This window comes from Streptomyces sp. NBC_01077, from assembly GCF_045162855.1.
Lineage (GTDB): Bacteria > Actinomycetota > Actinomycetes > Streptomycetales > Streptomycetaceae > Streptomyces.
The window spans coordinates 8,189,518-8,213,459 of record NZ_CP108669.1 but is presented as its reverse complement, the minus strand read 5'-3'; the positions used below and the strand labels follow the sequence as shown (position 1 = coordinate 8,213,459).

Here is a 23,942-nt window from a genome sequence, read left to right as displayed (position 1 = left end):
CCGTGAGTCTTCTCCCGAACCCCCGTGAGTCTTCCCCTGAACCCCGGTGAGTCTTCTCCCGAACCCCCGTAAATCCGCGTGCGAGGGGCGGCCGGCGGCTGCGAGCATGCCCTCATGGTCCACGCTCTCGAACACCTGGTCGTCCGGCACACCCGCCGTCTCCCCTCCCCCACCGGTCCGGCCGGGGACGGGGCCGCCGCCGCGCGCAGGTTCGACGCGGCCCTGATGACCGCCGGGTTCAAGCTGTCGGGCGAGCTGATCGAGCGCCTGTCCGCGTTCGCCGAGCCGACGGTCGTCGAGACGGCTGTCCGCACCCTGGCCACGGTCCGCGAACTCGTCGGCGACCATGTGCGGCACAACGTCTACTTCGTCGACTTCCCGGCCAATGTGCCGGACACGCTCGACTTCTGGATGGCGTGCGTGGCCGAGGCGCTCGACGACGGCGACGCCCGCGCCGGTACGGTCGACCAGCTGCGCGCGGGCGTCCTCGACCTGCTGACCCTCCCGTCGTACGGCCGTTACCGGCACACGTACGAGGAGATGCTCGCCGCACACGACGAGCTGATCGCGGCGGCCGGTGACCGTCTGACGGTGCTGCACCTCGGCGCGGACGGGGACGCCGAGGTCACCGGGCTCTATCTCGCCCTGGCCGGCAGCACGACCCCGCTCGGCGAGGAGCATCTGCGCGATCTGGCCGTGCTCGCCGAGCACTGCGCGGACGGCCCCCAGCCCGAGACGATCACCGTTCGGGAGAACCGCGCCGTGGTCAACCGCGCCCGGCTGCGCGCGGGCGCCGCCCCGCTGCTCGACACCGTGACCGACGTCCTGCGGCTGGCCTGCGCCCTCGCGGAGGGCGATGTCACCCTGCGCGAGCCGACCCGTTTCCGCGCGCTGTCCCGCCCGTACCGCCGCGCCCTGCTCGCGGGGCTCGACGCGGTGGTGGCCTCGTCCCCGGCCAAGCTCGCGGACGTGTCCGCGCACGCGGAGGCGTGGAAGCGGCTCGGGGAGCGGCTGCACCCCCACGAGTACCCGCACTGGCCGCACGCCGCCGAGGTGTTCGCCGTGGCCCGGGGTGAGCGGAAGGCGCCGTCGCTCGACAGCCGCGTGGAGGAGTTGCTCGTACAGGGTGATGTCACGGGCGCGGCGGAGCTGTTGGCCTCGGCGGCCCCCGGGCGCCTGTTCCGCGCCCTGGACCGGCTTCTTCGCGGCGCCGCGGAGGGCAAGGAGCGGGAGGCCGTCCTCGCGGCCGTCGAGCGGGCCGCGCCGGAGGTGTCGGGCCGGGTCGTCCTGTCGGTGCGCGAGCACGTCCAGAATCGCGCGGGCGGGAGCCGTGAGCGCCGCGTGTTCGTGAACCGGGAGGGCAAGGCCTGGGTCACCGCCGACACGCGCCCGCCGCTGGCGGACGCCGTCCGCGAGCGACTCGTCGAGGTGCTCGACGCGGAGACCCGGCGTCGGCTCCCGGACCCCGGGCATCTCCTGATCGATCCCGATGTGCTGGACGTGGCCCTGCCGTTGAGCGGCCGGGCGGCCTCGGCGGGGCTCGGTGTCCTGCCGCGCGGCTCGGTCTCACCGGTCGAGGGCGAGCTGCTGCGCTTCTTCACGTACTGGAGGGAGGCCGGGCGCACCACGGACCACGATCTGTCGGCGCTCGTCCTGGACGAGAACTACGCGACGATCACCTGGCTTTCGTACACGGCGCTCACCGACGTCGAGGGCAGTCACTCCGGTGACATCACCGCAGCGCCGGACGGCGCTTCCGAGTTCATCGATCTGCGGCTGGGCGCGGTGCGCGGCACCTTCATCGTTCCGCAGGTGCACGTCTTCTCGGGCGAGGGCTTCGACGAGGCGGCGGAGTGCTTCTTCGGGTTCATGCTGCGCGAGTCCGCGCAGCAGGGCCGGCCGTTCGAGCCGCGGACCGTCCGGATGAAGTCGGATCTGCGGGGGCCCGGCCGGGTCGCGCTGCCGCTCGCGTTCCGGCGGGACGACGAGGGCCGCTGGCACGCGCACTGGCTGCATCTGTACCTGCGGGGCACACCGTCGGCGAACCGGGTCGAGGAGCACCGGGTGTCGATCGCGGTCCTGCTGCGCGGTCTCTTCGGCCGGACCCCTCTGACGGTTCGTCATCTTGTGGCGCTGATGGAGGAGTCGGGGGCGCCGACGACGCTGTGGGACGGTCGTACGCTGCCGGACGCCCCGGTCACGTACATCGGTCTGGAACGTCCGGACGGCCTGGCTCCGGGCTCGCGCGTGCTCACCCCGGAAAATCTGCGCGACCTGCTGCCCGCCTGAGTGCTACGGTCGTTCCGGGGCGAGGCCATGGAGAGGCTTCCTTCTCACACTCCAATGAAATAGCCTCTCCGCTTTCCTCCCCCGTATCTCTTCCCGGCCTCCCCGCTTCGCGCGGGGAGGCCGGTTTTGTACGCTCGGGTCTCAGACCGCGTCCGCCAGGAGCAGCGAGTGGATGCGGTCCGGGGCGCCGGGGCGGGCGTAGTACCAGCCCTGGGCCGTGTCGCAGCCGAGGTCGCGGAGCTGGCGGGCCTGGGCTCCGGTCTCCACGCCCTCGACGGTGACGGCGAGTTCCAGACTGTGCGCCAGGGAGACGATCCCCTCGACGATCTTCAGGTCGACCGGGTCCACCGGGTGCTGCTGCATGCCCCGGGTGAAGGAGCGGTCGAGCTTGAGGACGCTCACCGGCAGCCGGCGCAGATTGGCCAGGTTCGAGTAGCCGGTGCCGAAGTCGTCGAGCGCGATGTCCACGCCCATCTCGGCGAGCTGCCGCAGCGGCTTGAGCAGGTCCTCGTCGGCGCCGATGAGCGCCGATTCGGTCACCTCCAGGCAGAGCGCGCCCGGTTCGAGCCCCGACCGTTCCAGGACGTCGACGGTGTCGGCGACCAGGCGCGGGTGGTGGAGCTGGGTCGGGGAGAGGTTGACGTTGATCCGCAGCGGGCCGCCGTCGGCGTGCCGGGCCTGCCAGAAGCGGGCCTGGCGCACGGCCTCCTGGAGCACCCAGCGGCCGAGCGGCACGATGAGGCCGGTGTCCTCGGCGAGCGGGATGAAGCGGTCGGGACCGAGCACGCCGTGCTGCGGGTGGCACCACCGTACGAGCGCCTCGGCGCCGTGCACGCTGCCGTCGTCGAGGTGGACGAGCGGCTGGTACTCGATGAAGAACTCGCCGCGTTCCAGGGCGGTCGGCAGGGCCGTGGTGAGGCCGTGCCGGGTGATGGCGCGGGCGTCGGCCTCCGGGTCGGCGAGCTCGAAGCGGTTGCCGCCGGCGGACTTGGCCCGGTACATCGTGATGTCGGCGCTCCGCAGCACCTCGGCCGGGGTGCGCTCGCCTGCCGGGCCCTCGACGACGCCGAGGCTGCCGCGGACGGTCAGTTCGCGGCCGTCGATGCGGAGGGGGGTGGCGAGGGCCGCGAGGATGCGGTCGGCGAGTTCGGTGACGTCCTGTTGGCCGGCGGCGGCGGTGGTGAGGGCGACGAACTCGTCCCCGCCGAGCCGGGCCACCATCTCGCCGGACCCGGTGACACAGGTCTGGAGCCGGTCGGCGACCTCGACGAGCAGTCGGTCGCCGGTGGAGTGGCCGAGGCTGTCGTTGATGACCTTGAAGCCGTCGAGGTCCAGGTAGCAGAGGCCGAAGCGGGCGTTGTCGCCGGGCGCGAGGGCCTTCTCCAGACGCTCGAAGAAGAGGGTCCGGTTGGGCAGCCCCGTGAGCGCGTCATGGGTGGCCTCGTACCGCAGGCGCAGATGGAGGAGGCGCCGCTCGGTGGTGTCCTCCATGAGGGCCAGCTGGTACTGGGGGTTGCCCTCGGCGTCGCGGAGGAGCGAGACGGTGAGGTTGGTCCAGAGAACCGTTCCGTCACCGCGGTGGTACGGCTTCTCCACCCGGTAGTGCTCACGGTCGCCGCGGACCAGCTCCTCGTACAGCTTCCAGACGTGCGGACCGTCCTCCGGGTGGACCCACTCGCTGACGTTCCGGCTGCGCAGCGGGCCCTCCATGCCGCCGAACATACGGGTGAGGGTCTCGTTGACCTCCAGGACGTTGCCGTCGAGGTCGGCGATGCCGATGCCGATCGCCGCCCCGTCGAAGACCGCCCGGAAGCGGCTCTCGGTGGCGTGCAGGGCGATCTCGGCGGCGCTGCGGGCGGAGAGCGCGGAGCGTGCGATGGCCTCCTGCTCGGCGCGGGTCCGCTCGCGCAGGGCCTGGGCGTAGCCGGTGGCCATGGCGTGCTGGAGCCGGGAGCAGCGGGCCCGGAGTTCCTCGGCCGGGAGGTCCGACTCCGTACCGCAGTAGAGCACCAGGTACGAGTCGACGACGCCGAGGCTGCGGCCGAGGGCGTCCGGGTCGGTGCAGTGGGCGGCGACGAGGGCCGCACCGGTGCGCTGGGCCGGGGCCGTGTCGAAGGGCCGGGCGTGCAGCGCGTCGTACAGGGTGCGGGCCAGCGGCAGCAGATGGCCCTCGAACTCGGCGCGGGTCAGCGAGGTGGCGGTCACCGGGAAGATCGCACGGCTCCAGATGGTGACGAACCGCCTGAGTCTGTCCTCCGGGCCGTCGGCTTCGGCAACGCTGCCGGACGGCTGAGACGGGACCTTCACGCCTTGCGCCCCACCCCTGCGAAACCGGAGAAGGCGTAGGGATCCTCCTCCTCGGGCGGGCTGTCCGGACGCCAGAGGGGCATCGGGACGAGGCCGGGCTCGATCAGTTCGGTGCCCTCGAAGAAGCGGGTGATCTCGGCGCCGGAGCGCATCACCAGGGGGCTGCGGATGTTCCGGTAGACCCCGACGGTGCCGCCGGCCTGTTCCTCGGAGAGCGGGATGCCCTCGTACGAGGCGTGGGTGAGGACGAGGAGGCTGCCGGGCGCGAGGGAGTCGAGCAGTTCGGTGACGGCCTCGTACGGCCGGTCCTCGTCCTCCAGGAAGTGCAGGACGGCGACGAGGAGCAGCGCCACCGGCCGCTCCAGGTCGAGGAGTCGGGACACCTCGGGGCTGTAGAGGATGTCGGCCGGCTTGCGCAGGTCGGCGGCGACGACCGCGGCGCCCTCGTCGCCCTCCAGGACGGCGCGGCTGTGGGCGACGGCGACCGGGTCGTGGTCGACGTAGACGACGCGCGCGGCGGGGTCGGCGGTACGGGCGACCTCGTGCACGTTGCCGAAGGTGGGTATGCCGGAGCCGATGTCCAGGAACTGGGTGACGTCGTTGTCAACGGCGTGGCGGACGGCGCGCCGCATGAAGGCACGGTTCGCCTGCATGACCTTGGGCAGGCCAGGCATGAACTCCATGGCCTTGCGCGCCGCTTCCCGGTCCACTTCGAAATTGTGCGAGCCGCCCAGATAGAAGTCGTACATACGGGACACGCTCGGCACCGAAATGTCGATACCAGGCGGAGCCCAGGCGGGACGCTCCATCAATGTCTCCAACAAGTCGCCATGGGGGATGCGGCCATGTGTTCGCGGCCGGTGTTCGAGGTGAGGCTACTGATCGCCCGCCGAGAGAGCGAGTAGAAACGGAAATTCGCGGTCCGTTCTTGGTCACACGCCATTGGCACGTGCTCTCGGAACGAAGAGTTCACGCCTTCAGGCTGTGCAAATTCACGTGCATATGAGTGTGCGTCGGCTCTTCGGCCGAGCGCGGTTCCCCGCGATGGACGCCCAGGTCCCGCCCGTACCTCGGCTGTTGCCGTCGGAGGGGCCCGGTCGCCGGTGCAGGATGCCTCGTTCTCCTTCCCGTCCGACAGGGCGACAACCGGACAGTTATCGATCCGAGGCCGGATCGGACCCGGTACGCCGTCTTCCGGAATCCAAGGACGCGGCGATACGCGGGCATTGCGCCGCAGCCGCCTCGGGACCGCCTTCGAACGAGGCGAAACGTCAAACCAGCACCTCCGGAGATCCCCTCCATCCGGCGAATCCCGCTCGATTCCGCCCCGGCGCGCCGCGTCTGTGATCAAGCTCGACGGCGTGTCTCTGTACGGATCACTCCTCGCGCGGCCGCTGGCGGCCCTCGCACTGGTGTGGCTTCTCGCCACACCCGTACCCGTCGCCGCCGACTCCTGCGCCTACGCCACCACCGGCCCCGACGGGTCGAACACCTCGGTGTCGGTCATCGGACCGGGTGCCTGCTCGCCCACACCCACCCCGCCACCGCCGCCGCGGCCCACGACGCCGGCGCCACCCCGGCCCACGACGCCCCAGCCTCCGCCGCCCTCCACGGTCCCGGCGCCACCGCCTCCCGTACGGACCACCGCGCCGCCCGCTCCCCCGGCCACCACGCCGGTACCGCGCCCCGAGCCGGCGTCGCCCGTACCGCCCACCACGGAGCCGCCGGAGAGCGCTCCGGCGCCCGCGCCGCCTCCCGCGCCCGCGCCGCCCACCACGCGTCCGCCATCGCCCGCCGCGGGGCCCGTCGCACTTCCCCACTACCAGCGGACGTCGCGACCCCAGCCGAAGGGCGGGACGTCCGTCGTCACCATGACGCTGGTGATCATCGCCCCCGCGGTCCTCGCGACCGCCATCCTGCGCCCCCGCTCCCGCTGATCCCACCGGAGAAGTCCCATGTCTGAATGGCTTGTTCTCACCCTTGCGATGGCCGCCGCGTGCGCCGTCGTCCTCACCATCGTCGTCATCAACCACCGCCGGATCCCCGAGGACGACGACCCCAGCGAGACCCCGGACGTCATCGAGTACATGACGATGATGATCGGCGTGATCTACGCGATCGTCCTCGGCCTCGCCATCGCCGGCGTCTGGGAGGCCCGCGGCGCCGCCCAGGAGACCGTGCGGCAGGAGGCGCAGGCGATGCACGAGATCTCCGCCCGCGTCGAGGTGTACCCGCAGGCGGTCCGCGAACGCATCCGCGCCGATGTCGACGCGTACGTCACCTACGTGGTCAGCGACGAGTGGACGTACATGGCCGAGAACGGCGAGCTGAGCGAGGAGGGCACCGCGCTCCTGGAGAAGGTGCGGCGCAGCGTCACCGACTACCAGCCGGCCAACGACTTCGAGGGACAGGCCTACCAGCCCCTGGTCGACCAGGTCGCGGTGGCCGACGACGCCCGCGGAGCCCGGGGGCAGAACGCGGGGGAGACCATGCCGGGGGTGGTCTGGTTCGGACTGATCATCGGCGCTCTGGTGACGGTCGGCCTGATCTTCACCCTGCAGATCCGCAGGACCGGGCGCGAACTGCTGCTCGCCGGGCTCTTCAGCGTGCTGATCGCATTCCTGCTGTTCCTCATCTGGGACTTCGACGCGCCGTTCGGCCGGGGCATCTCCGCCACCGCCGCGCCGTTCACCGACCTGTTCCCGCAGCTCACACCGTGAGGCGACACGGCCGCGTGGGCCACCCGGGGGACATTCGTGCCCCATTCGCACGTCTGGAATCGCGGCTGTGGTAGTGCGCTCCTAGCGTTTCGGACATCGAGGTGCACGCACTGTCTTTCGCGGAAACCCCCTTCCGCGGCTGCCCCTCGGGACCCGGAGGATTCACCATGCGCGCGATACGTGCCGCGACCACTGCCCTGCTGGGGGCGGCCGCCCTCGCCCTGGCCGCCCCCGCCGCCGTCGCGGCGGACGGCGCTCCCGCACCGAACCCGCGGGCAGCGCGGGCCAAGGCACCGGGCGATTTCGTCGTGTCGCCCTCGCTCGTCAGCCCGGGCGGCCGGGTGACGCTGAGCGCCCCCGGCTGCGCCAGTACGGCGACGGCCTCGGCCGGCATCTTCGACACCGTCGCCATCGCGCCGGGCTCGGCGGCGACCGCCACCGTGGACATGGACGCCCGGCGCGGCGCCGTGTACACGGTGTCGTTCAACTGCACCGGCGGGATCGCCGACACCGTGGATCTGACGATCAGCGGCGTCCCCACCGTCACCCCGACCATCAGCTCCACCCTGCTCACTCCCCCGCGTGGGGTGCAGGGCGGTCTGGGCGGCTCGGTGGGCGGCTTCGAACCGCTCCAACTGGCCGCGGGCGGAGCACTCGTCCTGGCCGCGACCGTCGGCGGCGTGTACGTGATCCGTCGCCGCTCCGGCTCGGCCCGTCGCCACTGAGGGCATGTCGCGGACCGGGCAGGAGCGGTGGGTGGTGCGTCCCCGGACGCCCCGGACGCCCGTCGCCCCCGGGTCCCTCGCGGGGACTCGGGGGCGACGGGCGTAGCGGGCCGGACCGGGAGGTTCGGCCGGTCAGACCCCCGCACCGGTCATACGACGGCGGCGGGCGATGAAGAGACCGCCGCCGAGCGCGGCGGCGGCGACCAGGCTGCCGCCGACGGCCATCTCGGTGGAGCTGGGCGCCAGCGAGCCACCGAGACCACCCTGCGCGCCGCGGCCCGGGAGGACCCGGAACGGCTCGGTGACCACGGAAGAGCCGCCGTTGCACCTGACGGCCAGGTTGTAGTTGCCGGGAGTGGCGCTGTTGTAGACACGGGCGACGGCGGTGGACTGCCCGTTGGAGTTCCCCGAGAGGCTGGCGTCCGGGAAGGCGTTGGACGTGACCGTGCCGCCACGGTTGCAGCCCCTGGCGGTGATCGTGAGCGTCGACCCGGGGTGGACCTCGAAGGGGCTGACGGTGACGTCCCTCGGGGTGTTGTCCGAGCCACCGCTGAGGACGTTGCCCGGACCGTAGGTGGCGGCGGCGAGAGGGGCCGCGAGCCCGACCGCCGCGATCGCGGTGGCGGTCACCGCCAGAGTGCGTGCAGCACGCATGGTTGAACCTCCAGTGGAAGACGCCCCAAAGCGGTGCTCCGGGAGTTTCGACGAGTACGCCTTCCATGACGAACCATCACAAGTCGTGGCGAGCTGTGCATTTCGGCACTGGTCCACCCCGGTGAGGCGACACGCCCGGAATCGGGCCCTTGAAGGAGGAAGAACCACAGGTCAGAGCGGACCGGGTCGCTTATCTGACGATTACTCGGATGGGTCAGCCCCGTGTCACCCACCTGTCGGCCGCCCGTCGCCCGGGGCGTGCTCCACGCCGCCCCCGGGCGCGCACGGGGGCAGGAGGGACGTCGGCGCACCCCCGTACCCGCGCTCCGGCACCCGTCCGGCGGCGGCCCCCACCCGTTCGCACCGTCCGGCGCGACGGTCCGTCGGACCGCACTTACCGTTCACACGACGCCACGAAGGGAGAACCATGCCCCCGAAGGACTTCCGCGTCTTCGAGCGCAGCAGACGCCGACCCTGGGGCGTCCTGGCCCTCGCCATGCTGTCCGGGATCGCGATGATGCGCAACGGAGTGGACGTCGCGCTCGGGCCTCCGCAGCCCGCCGCGGCGGCCCGTCCGGTGGCGCGCCCTGTCACCCCGCCACCGGACGGGGCGACGGAGGGTCTGGAGCCGCTGCCCTTCGCCCCGGCCTCCCGGATCAAGATCCCGGCGATCCAGGTCGCGGCGCCGATCATGGACGTGGGCCTGGACCCGGACGGCTGGGTCGCGGCTCCTCCGCCCCAGGACACCAACCTCGCCGGCTGGTACCAGAACGGCATCTCCCCCGGCCAGCGCGGCACTGCGGTGGTCGTCGGCCATGTCGACAACGCGCAGGGCCCCGCGGTCTTCTACGGCCTGGGCTCCCTGGAGAAGGGCCAGCACATCGAGGTCGAGCGCTACGACGGCCGGGTCGCGGTCTTCGAGATCTACGGGCTCGAGGTGTACTCGAAGGACAACTTCCCGGGCGTGCAGGTGTACGCCGACACCGGTGAGCCCGAGCTGCGGGTCATCACCTGCGGCGGCGGCTACACGCGCGGGCGTGGCTACGACGGGAACGTCGTCGTGTACGCGCGCATGGTCGGCTCCCGCTGAGCGGATGCCGAGCGGGTACGGCGAAGGGCCCCGGCACCTCAGGTGCCGGGGCCCTTTCCCCGACCGGAGCCCGTACCGGCGTCCGTACCGAGAGCGGTCAGCGCCGGGGCACGGTGATGTGGTAGCCGGCGTCGAGGAGTTCGGGCAGATAGCGGCGGAGCGCGGTCACGCTCTGGGCACGGTCGCCACCGGCGTCGTGGGAGAGGATGACGGCGCCGGGGGCGGCGCCGTCGAGGACCCGGCGGACGATGGTGCCGGCGCCGGGTTCCGTCCAGTCCAGGGTGTCGACGGTCCAGGCGAGCGGCTCCATGCCGAGCTCGGCCCCGATCTCGAAGGAGTGCCGGTTCCACGCCCCGTAGGGCGCGCGGTACCAGAGCGGGGCCGTGCCGAGGGTCCGCTCGACGACCTCGCTGGTGGATCCGAGCTCGTCGCGGATGCGGGAGGGCCGCAGCTTGGGGATGAGGGGATGGGACCAGGAATGGTTGCCGACGACATGGCCGTCCGCGGCCATCTCCCGCAGCAGGTCCGGGTTCTCGACGGCCATCTCGCCGCAGACGAAGAACATGGCCCGGCAGTCGTAGCGGCGCAGTGTCTCCAGGATGCCCGGGGTGTAGCGGGGGTCCGGGCCGTCGTCGAAGCTCAGCACCATCGAGCGGCCGACCCCGGACATGCCGAGGAAGGGCCGCTGCCGCACCGGCGGCACCGCGCGCCGGAACGCCGGGGGCTCGTACGCGGTCATCGGCTGGAGCCGGTACGAGGTGGGGCGCAGCCGTGCGGCCTGCGCCTGCGGTCCCGCGGCGGGGCCCGCTCCCCGGCGGGGCGGGGCCGCGGGCGCGGCGTCCCCGGTGGCACGCTCGGGCGCAGCGAGCAGGTCCGCCGCGACGACTCCGACCGTGGCGGTGGCCCCGAGGGCGGCGGCAAGCCGCAGCACCGCGCGGCGCCCATGGGGCATTTGATCCTTTTTCATGACTAATGGTTCATACGGATGAGGCCTCGCCCGGCTCATCGACACCGACCACCGGCCCGAAAGCACCCGATGAGCCGATAGCCTCCCAGCGTGAGCGAACAGCAGCCCGGACGGTTCGAACGGGGTACCGACGGCCCGAAAGTGATCATGGCAGGAGTCGACGGCTCCGCCTCTTCCCTGCGCGCGACGGCGTACGCGGCCGGGCTCGCGCGGCGCCAGAACGCCCTGCTCGCGCTCGTGTACGTACAGCCGGTGATCACGGCGGGTGCCGCCATGGGCGCTCCGACAGCCGGCACCACCGCGGAGATCGCCGAGGACCTGGTCGCGGAGATCCGTGCGTCGGCGGAGCGCGTGAAGGACCTCTGGCAGATGCGGTGGGAGTTCCACACCTTCCGCGGCGATGCCTACGCGGGCCTGGTGCAGGCGGCGGAGGAGCTGACGGCGGACGCCGTGGTCGTGGGTGCCTCCGAGTCGGCCGGCCACCGGTTCGTGGGCTCGGTGGCCGTCCGGCTCGTGAAGGCGGGCCGCTGGCCGGTCACCGTCGTACCGTGACCGGCCGGCGCGTGGGTGGCGGGCCGCAGCCCCCGCCGTGATCCGCCGGGCAGGCCCTACTTGCCCATCACCAGGCCGTCCCGGTCCGCGCCCCGACTGAGCACCACCTGCCGGATGGTGTCCCGGATGTCGGTGTGGCGCGGGTCGGAGCCGTCGGCGGCGCCGAGGTTGACCACCCGGCCGCGCGCGGTGTCGAACCATTGGGGGACGAACTCGGCCTTGGTGACCTCCCAGCGCCCGCCGGCGGTCCTCGGCGGGCCGAAGGTGAAGCGGCCGATGCTCCCCTGGTTGCCGCGGGGGTCGAAGGCGCCCTCGTGGTTGATCATGTCCCCGGCGATCTGGTCGCCCATCCCGTAGATGATCCAGGTGCCGTTGACCTTCTCGTACGCCTGCGGGACGTGGGCGTGGGTGCCGAGGACCAGGTCGATGTCGGGGCGGCCGCCGCTCTGCGATGCGGTGAGCGCGCGGCCGAGCGAGAGCTGCCGGTCGTCGGGTTCGGTCTGCCACTCGCTGCCCCAGTGGACGCTGACGACCACCACGTCGGCGCCGGCCGCGCGGGCCGCGCGGGCGTCGGCGATCACCTTCTGCTCGTCGAGCGTCTGCACCGCCCAGGGCTGCCCCTCGGGCATCGGATAGCCGTTGGTGTCGTACGTGTAGGCGAGCTGGGCCACCGTGGCGCCGCCCGCCTTGAGCAGGGTGGGCTTCGCGGCCTCCTCCGCCGTACGGGCCGACCCGGCGTGACGGACACCGGCCCGGTCCAGGGCGTCGAGGGTACGGCCGAGGCCCGCCGCGCCGTCGTCGAGGGTGTGGTTGGAGGCGGTGGAGCAGGAGTCGTAGCCGGTGGCCTTGAGCGCGGCGGCGACCTCGGGCGGCGACTTGAAGGCGGGGTAGCCGGTGTAGGGCCCGCCGTCCCTCCCGTACACGGTCTCCATGTGGCAGATGGCCAGGTCGGCCCGGGAGACGACGGACTTCGCCCCGGAGAGCATGGGCGCGAAGTCGTAGCCGTCGCCGGCCGCGTCCTGGGCCGCGCGGCGGATGATCGAGTCGTGCGGGAGGACGTCTCCGGAGGCGACGAGGGTGAACCCGGCGGGCGCGGACGCCCCACCGGGCGCGGCCGAGGGGGCAGCGGGCCGCGCGGAGTCCGGTCGGGCGGCCGTGGCCTCGGGGGTGGGAGTTCCGTCGGCCGGGCCGCTCCCGTCGGTGCAGCCGGTCGCCGCCGCGAGCAGGACGGCGGCGAGCGCCACCACGCCCACGGGTCTGGTGCGTGTGGTCATGTGCGGCACTCCACCCGAGTCATGTGATGAACATCTGTTCCTATGAATTGATCTCTCAGGAAAGCCGCAGTCAAGGGTCAAGGCCGCAGAGGGTCAGGAACCCCGCTGAAACGGACGCAACGACTCCGCTCGCCCGCCCGATGACCGCTCGCCGTACCACTCGCCGCTCGGTGCGACCGTTCGTCGCAGACCGATGTCCGTTCCCTGTCCCCGGCCGTCCGAATGCGTTCCGATACGCCCCGGACGACGAGCCGCAGAGAGGCGGGAAGCATGACAACGGCGACCACCGACGAACGGACCCTCGAGGAGCTGCAGCGGGACCACGGCCCCGCGCTCCTCTCGTTCCTGCTCGGGCTCACCTACGGGGACCGCCAGCGCGCCGAGGACCTCGCTCAGGAGACCCTGGTTCGGGCATGGCTCCACCCCGAGGCCTTCGACGGCCCCTACGAGTCGATGCGGCCCTGGCTCTTCACCGTGGCCCGCCGCCTCGCCATCGACGCCCGGCGCTCACGGCTCGCCCGGCCCGCCGAGATCGGGGACGGCGTCCTCGCGGTGACCCCCGACCCCGCCGACGCCACCGCCTCGGCCGAGGCCGCGCTGGACGTACGGGCGGCCGTCCGCGAACTGAGCCCCGAGCACCGCGCCGTCCTCGTCCGGATCTACTTCCACGGTCTGACCGTCAACGAGGCCGCCGTCGACCTCGGCATCCCGGCCGGGACCGTCAAGTCCCGCTCCCACTACGCACTGCGGCAGCTCGGCCGGTCGCTGCCCGGCTACCGGCCGCATCGCAGCGCCGTTGCCCGGCCCCGCGTCACGGCCCCACAATGACGCCGTGACGCTGACACTCGCCGCCGCCGAAAAGATCCTCGCCGACAACTTCGCACCCTGGGTCCTCGATCTGGGACTCACCGTCGTCTCCGTCGACGGCCAGGAGGCCGTCCTCCGGCTCCCCTGGTCGGACCGGCTCGCCCGGGAGGGCGGGGGTCTCTCCGGTCAGGCCCTGATGGCCGCCGCCGACACGGCGACGGTGATCGCGGTCGCCGCGGCCCGGGGCGGCTTCGTGCCGATGACCACCGTCCAGCAGTCCATCAGCTTCCAGCGGGCGGTCGTCGGCTCCGACGTCCTCCTTCGGGCCCGGCTCACCAAGGCGGGAAAGCGGATGGCCTTCGCCGACATCACCATGACGGCCGAGGGCACGGAGGAGACCGCGGCCCACGCGACGGCGGTGTACGCGCTCCTCGGCTGAGCCGCCGCACCCCCTCGCGGCCTCTGCTCGAAACACCTCTCCCGCCTCGTACGCCTCCCATGACATCGGGAATCCCACCGGCACCGATCCGGCCGGGAAACGTATCCGAAACCACACGGGCGAGTTGAGCAAAGCGGGACACGCGGGCGCCCTTCACGGAGGAAGCTCTCCCCGGGTCCCACACGTCCGGGTCCCCCATGTCCGGGAGAAGGTGGGAGCGTTGCGCCCCGAGAGCACGAACGGCGCCGGAGGCACGAGTGGCGGCGGACTCGCCGTCCCGATGGCCTGGCTGTGCGCCGAGTACCTGGCCGACGAGGTGCTGCGGGCCGCCGCACTCGTGGCGCCCCGCTCACTGGAGTACCGGGCGGGCCTCCAGGCGCTCGCCCTCACCGTCCACCTCTCGGAGGAGCCGGACGGACCGACGGCCGGCCGGCCCGCCGGACGGATCGACGAGTGGCTGCGCCACACGGCGTACGACCGGCCCTGGCCGCCCTGGGTCGAGGAGCGGCTCGCCGCGCGCCGCACGGCCGGCGGCGACAGCCCCGACCTGGCACTCGCGGAGACCGCATGGCGGTGCCTGCGGGACACCTGGGTCCGCGCCGCCGACCTCGACGGCCGGACGGGCGACGAGGCCGGCTGCCCGGTCGACGAGGACGAGCAGATCTGGCTGCCCGCCTGGAAGCTGGGCCTGCCGCTGGCGCATCTCTCGCTGCACCTGCGCTGACCGGGCCGCAGGCGCTCAGGGTGCCGAACGGTGCACTCCCGGACGGTACTTGGGGATGCGTACCGTCACCTTCATCCCCGCGCCGACCCCGGTCTCGATGACGAGCCCGTACTCCACCCCGTACACCTGGCGCAGCCGCTCGTCCACGTTGGAGAGACCGATGCCGGAGCCGGCGGGGTGCTCGCCGCGCAGAACGGCGCGCAACAGCTCCGGGTCCATGCCGATCCCGTCGTCCTCGACGGTCACCACGGCCTCCGCGCCGGCGTCGCGGGCCGCGATCGTGACCCGACAGCCCCGCTCCCGGTCCTCCAGACCGTGCTTCACGGCGTTCTCCACCAGGGGCTGGAGACAGAGGAAGGGCAGCGTGACCGGCAGCACCTCGGGGGCGATCTGCAGCGTCACCTTCAGCCGGTCCCCGAACCGCGCCCCGGCGAGCGCCAAGTACTGCTCGATGGAACGCAGTTCGTCGGCGAGCTGGGCGAACTCACCGTGCTTCCTGAAGGAGTAGCGGGTGAAGTCGGCGAATTCGAGGAGCAGCTCGCGGGCCTGTTCGGGGTCGGTACGGACGAACGAGGCGATGGCGGCGAGGGAGTTGAAGATGAAGTGCGGAGAGATCTGGGCACGGAGCGCGCGGATCTCCGCCTCCACGATCCGCGTGCGCGAGCGGTCGAGTTCGGCGAGCTCCAGCTGGACGGAGGCCCAGCGGGCCACCTCGGTCGCGGCCCGCACCAGGACGGCCGACTCCCGCGAACCGTAGGCGACGAGCGCGCCCAGCACCCCGTCCTCCCCGGTGAGCGGGGCGATCACCGCCCAGCGCAGCGGGCACGCGGGGTCGGCGCAGCCGGTGTGCGCGGACCGGCTGCGGCCGGTCTCCAGGGTCTCGGCGGCCTGCTCCGGGACGTGGGCGCGGTGATGGTCCTCGCCCGGTCCGTCCCAGGCGAGGACGGCGCCCCTGTCGGTGAGACAGAGCGCCTCCGTGCCGAGCAGCGAGCGGAGGGTGCCGGCCGCCCTGCGGGCGGTCTCCTCGGTGAGTCCGGCGCGGAGCGGCGGCGCTGCGAGGGACGCGGTGTGCAGGGTGTGGAAGGTGGCCCGCTCGACGGGTGTACCGAGGTCGGGATCGGCGGTGCGGCCACCGCGCCGGGCGGCGAACCGCCCCAGGACGAAGCCCGCGGCGAGCAGCACGGCCCCGGCGGCGGCCGCGGCGGCGAGGGCGATGCCGCTCATCGGCGGACCTCCGGGGCGGGAGCGGGGACGGTGCCCGTGAACTCCTCCGGCAGATGGAGGCGCGCGAGGAGCGCCGGGGTGCCGGGCGGGATCCGGCGGGGAGTGGCCAGGGAGACCAGGACCATGGTGAGGAAGCCGAGCGGGACCGACCAGACGGCCGGCCAGGCCATCAGGGTGTGCGGCCAGCCCTCGGGGGCGAGCCCCGCCCGGGTCGCCATCACGGCCGCGAGGGCGGAGCCGCCGCCCAGCAGAAGCCCTGCCATCGCGCCGGGCGGGGTGAGGCGCCGCCACCAGATGCCGAGGACGAGCAGGGGGCAGAAGGAGGAGGCGGAGACGGCGAAGGCGAGGCCGACGGCGTCGGCGACCGGGACCTTCGAGGCGAACACCCCGACGGCGAGCGGTACGGCGGTGGCGAGCAGGGTCGCGAGGCGGAAGTGCCGTACGCCCCGGGACGGCAGCACGTCCTGGGTGAGGACTCCGGCGACGGACATGGTGAGTCCCGAGGCGGTGGAGAGGAACGCCGCGAACGCGCCGCCCGCGAGGAGCGCCCCGAGGAGGTCACCGAGCAGCCCGCCGAGGATCCGGTCGGGCAGCACGAGCACGGCGGCGTCGGCGGAGCCGGTGAGGGCGAGCTCGGGGGCGTAGATCCGGCCGAGGGCTCCGTACAGCGGCGGCAACAGGTAGAAGGCGCCGACCAGTCCGAGCACGACGAGGGTGGTGCGGCGGGCGGCGCGGCCGTGCGGGCTCGTGTAGAAGCGGACGGCGACGTGCGGCAGGCCCATGGTGCCGAGGAAGGTCGCGAGGATCAGTCCGTACGTGGCGTACAGCTGGTGCCCGTCGCGGCCGCCGGCCAGCGGCTGGGACCAGCCGAGCGGGTCCGTCCCGCTGGCGACCCTCTCGGGCAGTGCCGCTCCGGGGGCGAAGGCGAGCGTGGTGCCGCCGAGGACGTGATGGGTGCCGGGGGCGAGGGTCACGGTCCGCCGCTCGTACGGGACCGAGTCGACGCTGCCGGTGACGGTGAGGGTGAGGGGGGCGTCGAGCCCGATCCGTACCGTGTCGGCGACCTTGACGACGGTGTGGCCGCGCAGGACGGCTGGGGCGTCGAAGCGGGCTCTGGGGGCCCCGTCGCCGTACCAGGCGGCGAGCAGGAAGAGGACGGGGACGAGCAGGGCGGTGAGCTTCAGCCAGTACTGGAAGGCCTGCACGAAGGTGATGCTGCGCATCCCGCCCGCGGCGACCGTGCCCGTGACGACGAGGGCGACGAGGAGCCCGCCGACCCAGTCGGGGGCGCCGGTGAGGATCTCCAGGGTGAGCCCGGCGCCCTGGAGTTGGGGCAGCAGGTAGAGCCAGCCGATACCGACGACGAAGAGGCTGGCCAGGCGGCGGGCCTGCGGGGATTCGAGGCGGGCCTCGGCGAAGTCGGAGAGGGTGTACGCCCCGGAGCGGCGCAGCGGGGCGGCGACGAGGACCAGCAGCACGAGGTATCCGGCGGTGTAGCCGACCGGGTACCAGAGCATGGCGGGGCCCTGGACGAGGACCAGCCCGGCGATGCCGAGGAAGGACGCGGCGGAGAGGTACTCGCCGCTGATCGCGGCGGCGTTGAGGCCGGGCCGGACGGTGCGCGAGGCCACGTAGAAGTCGGAGGTCGTACGGGATATCCGCAGGCCGAGGGCGCCGATGAGGACGGTGGCGAGGACGACTGCGGTGACGGCCGCGACGGCGTAGGTCTGGTTCACGCGGTGACCGTGCGGGACTCGTTCATGCGGGGCTCGTCCGTAGAGGGCCCGTTCATGCCGGGCTCGTTCATGCCGGGCTCGTTCATGCGGGGTGCTTCACCGCTCGACGAGGCCGGTGAAGTCGCGCTCGTTGCGTTCGGCGCGGCGCACGTACCAATGGGCTATCCCCCAGACCACGGGGTAGACCCCGACACCGAGGGCGATCCAGACGAAGGCCTCGGGCGCGGGCAGCGCGAGGAGCAGCGGCAGCGAGCCGACGAGCAGGGCGAGGGCGCCCAGGGCGGTGAGGGCGGCGCGCAGCTGGCTGCGCATCAGAGAACGGACGTACGTGTGGCCGAGGGTGGTCTGCTCGTCGATCTCGGAGCGGGCCGGCGGATGGACGGGGCGCCGCCGGGCGGGGTCCGGCACCGTCCCCGCGCCGTGGGCGGAGGCGTATGTGACGGTCTCGCGGCGCGGTCTGCGCTGGGGGTCCCCCCGGCCGAAGGCCGGGGAAGGGTGCTGCTCGGAAGGCGGCGTCCGCTCCGGCATCTCTCGGCTCCCCTCGCAACGGCGGCCCCCTGGCCCGGGTCGCGTGGAGTCTACGCAGGTGGGAGCACCTGCGGTAGGGGTGGAAGGGGATGCGCTCAACCCCCGGCGCGCCGCATCAGCAGGTCCCGCAGATGGCGGGCGTGCCGCCGGCTGACCGCCAGGTCGGTGTCGCCGAGCCGTACGGAGGTGGCGCCGCCGTCGAGACGGAGCTCGTCGATCCGGGCGAGGGCCACGAGATGACTGCGGTGGATGCGGACGAAGCCCCGGGACGCCCATCGCTCCTCGAGGGTGGAGAGCGGAATGCGCACGAGGTGGCTGCCGTGATCCGTGTGGAGACGGGCGTAGTCGCCGTGGGCCTCGACGTACGCGATGTCGTCGACCGAGACGAAGCGGGTGACCCCGCCGAGCTCGACGGGGATCTGCTCGGGCACGGCGGGTGCGGTGGGCGTCGCCGGGACCGGAGCGGCGGTGGCGTGGACCAGGTCGTGGACGCGGCGGACGGCCTCGGCGAGGCGCTCGCGGCGGACGGGCTTCAGGACGTAGTCGACCGCCTTCAGGTCGAAGGCCTGGAGCGCGAAGCCCTCGTGGGCGGTGACGAAGACGACCAGGGGCGGGCGGGCGAAGCCGGCGAGCAGCCGGGCCACGTCGAGTCCGGTGAGACCGGGCATGTGGATGTCGAGGAAGACGACGTCGACGGCGTCGTCGCCGTCCGGCCCGGTCTCCAGGGCGCGCCCGATCCTGCGGAGCGCGGCGGTGGCGTCGCCCGCGCCCTCGGCGGACCGGACGCGGGGGTCGGCGCGCAGCAGGTAGAGCAGCTCCCCGAGGGCGGGTTCCTCGTCGTCGACGGCCAGTACGCGCAGCATGCGGCGGAGTGTAACGGGCGGCCGCGCGGGTCCCTGAGGCCTACTTGAGGAGCTTGGACAGGCGGCGGTCGGCGAGCGGCTTTCCGCCGGTCTGGCAGGTGGGGCAGTACTGGAGGGAGGAGTCGCTGAAGGAGACCTCGCGGATGGTGTCGCCGCACACGGGGCAGGGTTCGCCGGTGCGGCCGTGGACGCGCAGGCCGCTCTTCTTCTCGGCCTTGAGCTTGCCGGCGGCGAGGCCGTGGGAGCGTTCGACGGCCTCGTGGAGGGTGGTCCGCATCGCCGCGTAGAGGGCGGCCGTCTCCTCCGGGGTGAGGTTCTGGGTGGGTTTGAACGGGGACATTCCGGCGGCGTGGAGGATCTCGTCGCTGTACGCGTTGCCGATGCCGGCGATGAGGCTCTGGTCGCGCAGGGCGCCCTTGATCTGGCGCCGTTCGCCGGAGAGCAGCGCGGCGAACTCCTCGGGGCCGAAGTCCTCGGCGAGCGGGTCGGGTCCGAGCCGTGCCACGCCCGGTACCTCCGGCGGGTCGTGCACCACGTACACGGCGAGACGCTTGGTGGTGCCCGCCTCGGTGAGGTCGAAGCCGTCGCCGCCGGTGAGCGCGGTACGCAGCGCCAGCGGGCCCTTACCGGGCTTGGGCGGGCCCGAGGGCAGCGGGTCCTGCCAGCGCAGCCAGCCCGCCCGGGCGAGATGGAACAGGAGGTGGAGCTCGCCCGCGGGTCCCGAAGTGGTGAGGTCGAGGAACTTCCCGTGCCGTCCGACCGCGGTGACCTCGGCGCCCTCGACGGCGCTCAGGGGCGGCTCGTACGTCTTGAGGACGCTGATCGCGACGGGCAGCACGCGGGCGATCTCCTTGCCCACCAGGTGCGTGTCGAGGAACGCGCGGAGCGCTTCCACCTCGGGGAGTTCGGGCATGGTTCCACCCTGCCGCACGGGTGACGGGGCCGCGCGCGGGGACACTGCCCAGGTCGTGTCCGGAACGTAGCGCCGGCTGCCCGCAGGACGGGGCTTCCCGGGCACCCCCTTGGGGTGTCTTGTCGATCACGCCGCGAGCCCGGCCTGATCGACGAGACACCCCCTAGGGTGGGTGACGTGCGTGTACTGCTCGTCGAGGACGACGAAGACCTCCGGTTCGGGGTGGCCGCCGCTCTGCGGGCCGCCGGGCTCGCCGTCGACGAGGCCGCCGATCTGACCCGGGCCGACGAGGCCCTGTTCGTGACGGCGTACGACTGCGCGGTCTTCGACCGGATGCTGCCGTCCGGGGACGCCGCCGCGTATGTCGAGGGCCTGCGGCGCGACGGCCGTGGCGTGCCCGTCCTCTTTCTGACCGCGCGCGACACCGTGGCGGACCGGGTGGAGGGATTCGCGAGCGGCGGTGACGACTATCTCGTGAAGCCGTTCGCCGTGCCCGAGCTGGTGGCCCGGGTGCGCAGCCTGTGCCGGCGCTCCGCGGTCGTACGTCCCCCGGTGCATCGCGTGGGTGACCTGGAGATCGACACCGCCCGTCGGTTCGTCCGCCGGGCCGGGGTGCTTCTCACGCTCACCACCAGGGAGTTCGCCGTCCTTGAGGTCCTCGCGGCCCGCGCCGACCAGGCGGTCTCGCGTGCCGAGCTGATCGAGAGCTGCTGGGACGAGATGGCCGAGCCGCAGTCCAACGTCCTGGAGGTACTCGTCTCCCAGCTCCGTCGCAAGCTCGGGGACCCGCTGCTGATCCACACCGTGCGCGGGGTCGGCTACCGGCTCGCGCCCGCCGGCACACGGTGAGGCGCGTTCGCTTCCACCGGCTCCGGCTCCGGCGCCGCTCGCCCGCGCTCACGCCGACGGCGCGGGTGTTGCGGCTGCGCCGTCGGATCAGCCTGTTGTTCGCACTGACCAGCGCCGTGGGCCTGATCGCGATGGCCGCGCTCGCGGTGCGCAGCGACAGCGCGCGCTGGCGGGAGCAGCTCGACCACGTGATGGAGGCGGACAGCAGCTGGGCCCTCGGTCTCCTGGAGACCGACGAGAACGGCCGGCTGGCCACGGACGTCCTGGCGGACACGGTGAACACCGCCTGCCCGCCGCTGACCGTGCTCCTCGTGACCGGTGACGACGGGACCGGCTCCGGCGGGACCGGCTCCGGCGGGACCGGCTCCGGCGACCTGACCGTCCAGCACGCGCCGGCCGCGCCGTGCCTGACGGTGAGCCACGGCGTGGTCCTGGAGGCCGGGCGCGTGGCGGCGCGGGCCGGGGAAGCGCGGGGCTTCGACCGGCGTACGACGAGCGGTGAGCCGGTGCGGGTGTTCGCGCTGCCCTTCTACGCGCCGGAGGCGGCGGAGGACGAGGGGCCGCAGGGTGTCCTGGTGACGATGACCGATGCGACGGCACAGGGGGACGACCACCGGCGGCTGGTGTGGGTGGTGACCGGCGGCTGCGCGGTGCTCGTACTCCTCTCGGCGGCGGTCGGGCACGTCCTGTCGGGACGGGCGATCCGGCCGGCGCTTGCCGCGCTCGGCCGGCAGGAGGCGTTCCTCGCGGACGCCGCGCACGATCTCCGGACCCCGGCGGCCTCGCTCCGGACACTCGCGGAGACGGCACTGCGCGGCGAGACGGACAGCACGGACGTGCACCGGCGCACGTTGCGTCAGGCGGAGGGCATGGGCCGGCTGGTCGACGGGCTGCTGACCCGGGCCCGCCTCATGTCCGGTACGGCCGCGGTGGCGCGCCAGCCGCTCCGGCTCGACCAGCTGGTGGAGGCAGTCGCCGAGGAAGCCGCCGAGGAAGCCACGGAGGGCCATCGCGTCCGGGTCGAGGCCGAGGACACGGTCGTGGTCGCCGACCCCGACCTGGTGCGCCGGGCGGTCGGCAACCTGCTGGGCAACGCTCTCACGCACGGCCACGCGCCCGGTGTACCGGCGGACGTACGGATCACAGTGGCCCGGGACGGCACGCTGACGGTCGAGGACGCGGGTCCGGGACTGCCGCCGGAGGTCGCGAACGACCTGTTCGAACGCTTCCGCAGCGGCTCCGGATCGACCGGCCTCGGTCTGTCGATCGCGTCCTGGGTCGCCCACGCCCACGGCGGCACGCTCACGGCGGCACGGGGGGAAGGCGGCGGCGCCCGGTTCGTACTGAGGCTGCCGACACCGGACTGAACCGACCCGCCGGACGGAGCGAGCCGCCCCACGGAACGAGCCGCCCTACGGAACGCGAATTCCCGTCCGGGTCACCGTCCGGGCCAAGACCTCCGGATTTGCTGAGGCGGGCGGCTCCCCCGCCTCAGCAAATCCTCAGCATCCGCGCGCGATCCTTCCCTGGACCGACCACCCATGGGAGTACCTCGTGATCACCGCCCCCACCCGCCGCCGTCAGGCCCTCGTTCTCGCCCTCGCCGTCGTCGGCGCCACCTCGCTGGGCGCCTGCACGGTCGGGTCCGGCCCGGACGGGAGCCGGCCCAGGTCGTCGGCCGCGACCGCCGACCCCGCCGACCGCCCCGACCTGCGGCGCTTCTACGGCCAGAAGCTCGCCTGGAAGCCGTGCGGCGACCACACATGCGCCTCGCTCACCGTTCCGATGGACTACTCCCGCCCCGGAAACGGCAGGACCTTCGTCCTCCCGGTCGCGAAGGCGGTCACCGCGGTCCCGGGGAAGCGCGTCGGATCGGTCGTTCTCAACCCCGGCGGGCCGGGCGAGCGCGGTGTGCAGCTCATCAAGGACGGCGTGGCCGACGAGATCGGCCGGGGCGTGCGCGAGCGGTTCGACGTCGTGTCCTTCGACCCGCGCGGGGTCGGGGAGAGCAAGCCGGCTCTGACCTGTACTCCCGCGGGATCCACGGATTCCGCCTCGGGCGACGGCGACGCACCTGTCGCTCCTCTCCATCCCCGTACGGACTCCGAGCGCGCCGCCGCCCTCGCCGGCGCGCGGGCGACGGCCGCCGACTGCCGGAAGGCCAGCGGTCCGCTGCTCCCGCACGTCGGAACGGACGACGCCGCCCGCGATCTGGACGTCCTGCGGGCGGCGCTCGGCGAGCGGCGGCTGACGTACGTCGGCTGGTCGTACGGCACGAGCCTGGGCACCTCGTACGCCGAGCAGTTCCCGCGCCGCGTCCGCGCGATGGTCCTGGACGGGGCGGTCGATCCGTCGCTCGACTGGCGGCAGCGGATGCTCGGCCAGTCCACCGGGTTCCGGAAGGCGGTCGAGGAGTACGCCGCGTCCTGCGCCGACGTGGTCGGTGACGCCTGCCCCGGTGCGACGCCCGAGGAGATACGCGCGCTGATCGACCGGCTCGTCGAGCGGACGCAGCGCGAGCCGCTGCCGGTCGACGGCTCCGCCTACGGTCTCGACGCCGCGACCCTGGTCTCCGCGCTCAGCCTGTCCATGTACACGCCCGAGTCCCAGTGGGAGGCCCTGTCCGAGGCGCTGCGTGCGACGGACGACGGGGACGGTACGAAACTGGCGGCCCTGGCGGCGGGAGAGGACGGGCCGGCGGACGGCGACACGGGCTCGTCCGACGGGTCCGAGGAGACAGGATCCACCGAGACCGGATCCGCGGAGAACGACGCCGAGGAGACCGACACCGGCGAGACCGGCGCCGACAGGACCGAGCCCTCCGCCGGCACCGTGCCCGAGGACAACAGCGAGGCCGCCCTCCTCGCGATCAACTGCCTCGACGTCCCCCACCCGCGTGACGCCCAGGCCTACTGGGACGCGCTCGCCCCCGCCGAGAAGGCCGCGGGCGTCTACGGCACGACCGGTGTGACGAGCGAGCTGGTCTGCAAGGACTGGCCGGCCGGTGCCCAGCGCCCGCACCGGGTGCGGGCCACGGGTGTTCCGCCGGTCCTCGTCGTGGGTACGGCAGGAGACCCGGCGACGCCGTACGGGGAGGCGGTGAGTCTGGCGCGTCAGTTCCCCGGCGGCATGCTCCTGTCCTTCGAGGCCCCCGGCCACACCGGCTACGGCCGTAACCCCTGTGTCGACAAGAAGGTCGAGGAGTACCTGATCAGCCTCACGAAGGTCCGGCCCGGCACCACCTGTACGGCATGAGGCACCCCCCCCTGGGTGGGCCGGGC

The 23,942-nt window shown here is 73.1% G+C and carries 22 protein-coding genes; 11 read left to right on the top strand and 11 right to left on the bottom strand.

Annotated elements, in window-relative coordinates:
* Positions 1-114 precede the first annotated feature (114 nt).
* Positions 115-2,289, top strand: a complete 2,175-nt coding sequence (locus tag OG462_RS37015; RefSeq protein WP_406064678.1) for a hypothetical protein — start codon at positions 115-117, stop codon at positions 2,287-2,289.
* A 141-nt stretch (positions 2,290-2,430) separates the two neighbouring features.
* Here the strand turns inward: OG462_RS37015 and OG462_RS37010 are convergent, their stop codons facing one another.
* The 3 genes from OG462_RS37010 to OG462_RS37000 all read right to left on the bottom strand — a co-directional run bounded on the left by OG462_RS37010 (position 2,431) and on the right by OG462_RS37000 (position 6,373).
* Positions 2,431-4,596, bottom strand: a complete 2,166-nt coding sequence (locus tag OG462_RS37010) for a putative bifunctional diguanylate cyclase/phosphodiesterase (RefSeq protein WP_406064676.1) — start codon at positions 4,594-4,596, stop codon at positions 2,431-2,433.
* Positions 4,593-5,405 carry an SAM-dependent methyltransferase gene (locus OG462_RS37005; protein WP_406064674.1) on the bottom strand — a complete coding sequence of 271 codons (813 nt, stop codon included), beginning with the start codon at positions 5,403-5,405 and terminating at the stop codon, positions 4,593-4,595. The genes OG462_RS37010 and OG462_RS37005 overlap by 4 nt, the downstream gene beginning before the upstream one ends.
* A 650-nt stretch (positions 5,406-6,055) precedes the next feature.
* A complete protein-coding gene (locus OG462_RS37000; RefSeq protein ID WP_406064672.1) occupies positions 6,056-6,373 on the bottom strand; it encodes a hypothetical protein in 318 nt (105 codons plus the stop codon).
* A 178-nt stretch (positions 6,374-6,551) separates the two neighbouring features.
* Between OG462_RS37000 and OG462_RS36995 the strand changes: the two genes are divergently transcribed.
* Both OG462_RS36995 and OG462_RS36990 read left to right on the top strand, forming a co-directional pair.
* On the top strand, positions 6,552-7,316 hold the full coding sequence (locus tag OG462_RS36995) for a hypothetical protein (RefSeq protein WP_406064670.1): 765 nt from the start codon (positions 6,552-6,554) through the stop codon (positions 7,314-7,316).
* A gap of 167 nt (positions 7,317-7,483) precedes the next feature.
* The gene (locus tag OG462_RS36990) at positions 7,484-8,041 is read left to right on the top strand and encodes a hypothetical protein (protein ID WP_406064668.1); all 558 of its coding nucleotides are present in this window, start codon (positions 7,484-7,486) and stop codon (positions 8,039-8,041) included.
* Between the two features lie 132 nt (positions 8,042-8,173).
* Here the strand turns inward: OG462_RS36990 and OG462_RS36985 are convergent, their stop codons facing one another.
* A complete protein-coding gene (locus OG462_RS36985) occupies positions 8,174-8,695 on the bottom strand; it encodes a hypothetical protein (protein ID WP_406064666.1) in 522 nt (173 codons plus the stop codon).
* A gap of 427 nt (positions 8,696-9,122) precedes the next feature.
* Between OG462_RS36985 and OG462_RS36980 the strand changes: the two genes are divergently transcribed.
* Positions 9,123-9,785, top strand: coding sequence for a class F sortase (locus OG462_RS36980; protein WP_406064664.1), 663 nt, complete (start codon positions 9,123-9,125; stop codon positions 9,783-9,785).
* Between the two features lie 97 nt (positions 9,786-9,882).
* On the opposite strand, the gene OG462_RS36975 is transcribed toward OG462_RS36980, so the two are convergent.
* The gene (locus OG462_RS36975) at positions 9,883-10,752 is read right to left on the bottom strand and encodes a polysaccharide deacetylase family protein (protein WP_406064662.1); all 870 of its coding nucleotides are present in this window, start codon (positions 10,750-10,752) and stop codon (positions 9,883-9,885) included.
* Positions 10,753-10,842: 90 nt separating this feature from the next.
* Between OG462_RS36975 and OG462_RS36970 the strand changes: the two genes are divergently transcribed.
* The gene (locus OG462_RS36970) at positions 10,843-11,304 is read left to right on the top strand and encodes a universal stress protein (protein WP_406064660.1); all 462 of its coding nucleotides are present in this window, start codon (positions 10,843-10,845) and stop codon (positions 11,302-11,304) included.
* Between the two features lie 56 nt (positions 11,305-11,360).
* Here the strand turns inward: OG462_RS36970 and OG462_RS36965 are convergent, their stop codons facing one another.
* Positions 11,361-12,578, bottom strand: coding sequence for a CapA family protein (locus OG462_RS36965; RefSeq protein WP_406064658.1), 1,218 nt, complete (start codon positions 12,576-12,578; stop codon positions 11,361-11,363).
* 270 nt (positions 12,579-12,848) lie between these two features.
* Here OG462_RS36965 and OG462_RS36960 point away from each other — a divergent pair, with 270 nt between their 5' ends.
* The 3 genes from OG462_RS36960 (at position 12,849) to OG462_RS36950 (ending at position 14,548) form a co-directional block, all read left to right on the top strand.
* Entirely contained in the window at positions 12,849-13,406 is a 558-nt protein-coding gene (locus OG462_RS36960) for a sigma-70 family RNA polymerase sigma factor (RefSeq protein ID WP_406064656.1), read from the top strand.
* A gap of 4 nt (positions 13,407-13,410) precedes the next feature.
* Positions 13,411-13,824, top strand: a complete 414-nt coding sequence (locus OG462_RS36955) for a PaaI family thioesterase (RefSeq protein WP_406064654.1) — start codon at positions 13,411-13,413, stop codon at positions 13,822-13,824.
* Positions 13,825-14,044: 220 nt separating this feature from the next.
* Positions 14,045-14,548 carry a hypothetical protein gene (locus OG462_RS36950; protein ID WP_406064652.1) on the top strand — a complete coding sequence of 168 codons (504 nt, stop codon included), beginning with the start codon at positions 14,045-14,047 and terminating at the stop codon, positions 14,546-14,548.
* A 15-nt stretch (positions 14,549-14,563) separates the two neighbouring features.
* Here OG462_RS36950 and OG462_RS36945 read toward each other — a convergent pair whose 3' ends face one another.
* From OG462_RS36945 to OG462_RS36925, 5 genes are all read right to left on the bottom strand, one after another.
* Positions 14,564-15,772: a histidine kinase gene (locus tag OG462_RS36945; RefSeq protein ID WP_406064651.1), complete on the bottom strand. Its 1,209-nt coding sequence runs from the start codon at positions 15,770-15,772 to the stop codon at positions 14,564-14,566.
* The gene (locus tag OG462_RS36940) at positions 15,769-17,508 is read right to left on the bottom strand and encodes a cation acetate symporter (protein ID WP_406064649.1); all 1,740 of its coding nucleotides are present in this window, start codon (positions 17,506-17,508) and stop codon (positions 15,769-15,771) included. The genes OG462_RS36945 and OG462_RS36940 overlap by 4 nt, the downstream gene beginning before the upstream one ends.
* 96 nt (positions 17,509-17,604) lie before the next feature.
* On the bottom strand, positions 17,605-18,036 hold the full coding sequence (locus tag OG462_RS36935) for a hypothetical protein (RefSeq protein ID WP_406064647.1): 432 nt from the start codon (positions 18,034-18,036) through the stop codon (positions 17,605-17,607).
* A gap of 95 nt (positions 18,037-18,131) precedes the next feature.
* Positions 18,132-18,899: a LytR/AlgR family response regulator transcription factor gene (locus OG462_RS36930; protein WP_406064645.1), complete on the bottom strand. Its 768-nt coding sequence runs from the start codon at positions 18,897-18,899 to the stop codon at positions 18,132-18,134.
* Between the two features lie 40 nt (positions 18,900-18,939).
* A complete protein-coding gene (locus tag OG462_RS36925) occupies positions 18,940-19,812 on the bottom strand; it encodes an Fpg/Nei family DNA glycosylase (RefSeq protein WP_406064643.1) in 873 nt (290 codons plus the stop codon).
* Between the two features lie 177 nt (positions 19,813-19,989).
* Between OG462_RS36925 and OG462_RS36920 the strand changes: the two genes are divergently transcribed.
* From OG462_RS36920 to OG462_RS36910, 3 genes are all read left to right on the top strand, one after another.
* Positions 19,990-20,661: a response regulator transcription factor gene (locus OG462_RS36920; RefSeq protein ID WP_406064641.1), complete on the top strand. Its 672-nt coding sequence runs from the start codon at positions 19,990-19,992 to the stop codon at positions 20,659-20,661.
* 95 nt (positions 20,662-20,756) lie between these two features.
* Complete coding sequence (locus OG462_RS36915; protein WP_406064639.1) at positions 20,757-22,028, top strand: sensor histidine kinase; 1,272 nt, start codon at positions 20,757-20,759, stop codon at positions 22,026-22,028.
* A 187-nt stretch (positions 22,029-22,215) separates the two neighbouring features.
* The gene (locus OG462_RS36910; RefSeq protein ID WP_406064637.1) at positions 22,216-23,916 is read left to right on the top strand and encodes an alpha/beta hydrolase; all 1,701 of its coding nucleotides are present in this window, start codon (positions 22,216-22,218) and stop codon (positions 23,914-23,916) included.
* Positions 23,917-23,942 lie beyond the last annotated feature (26 nt).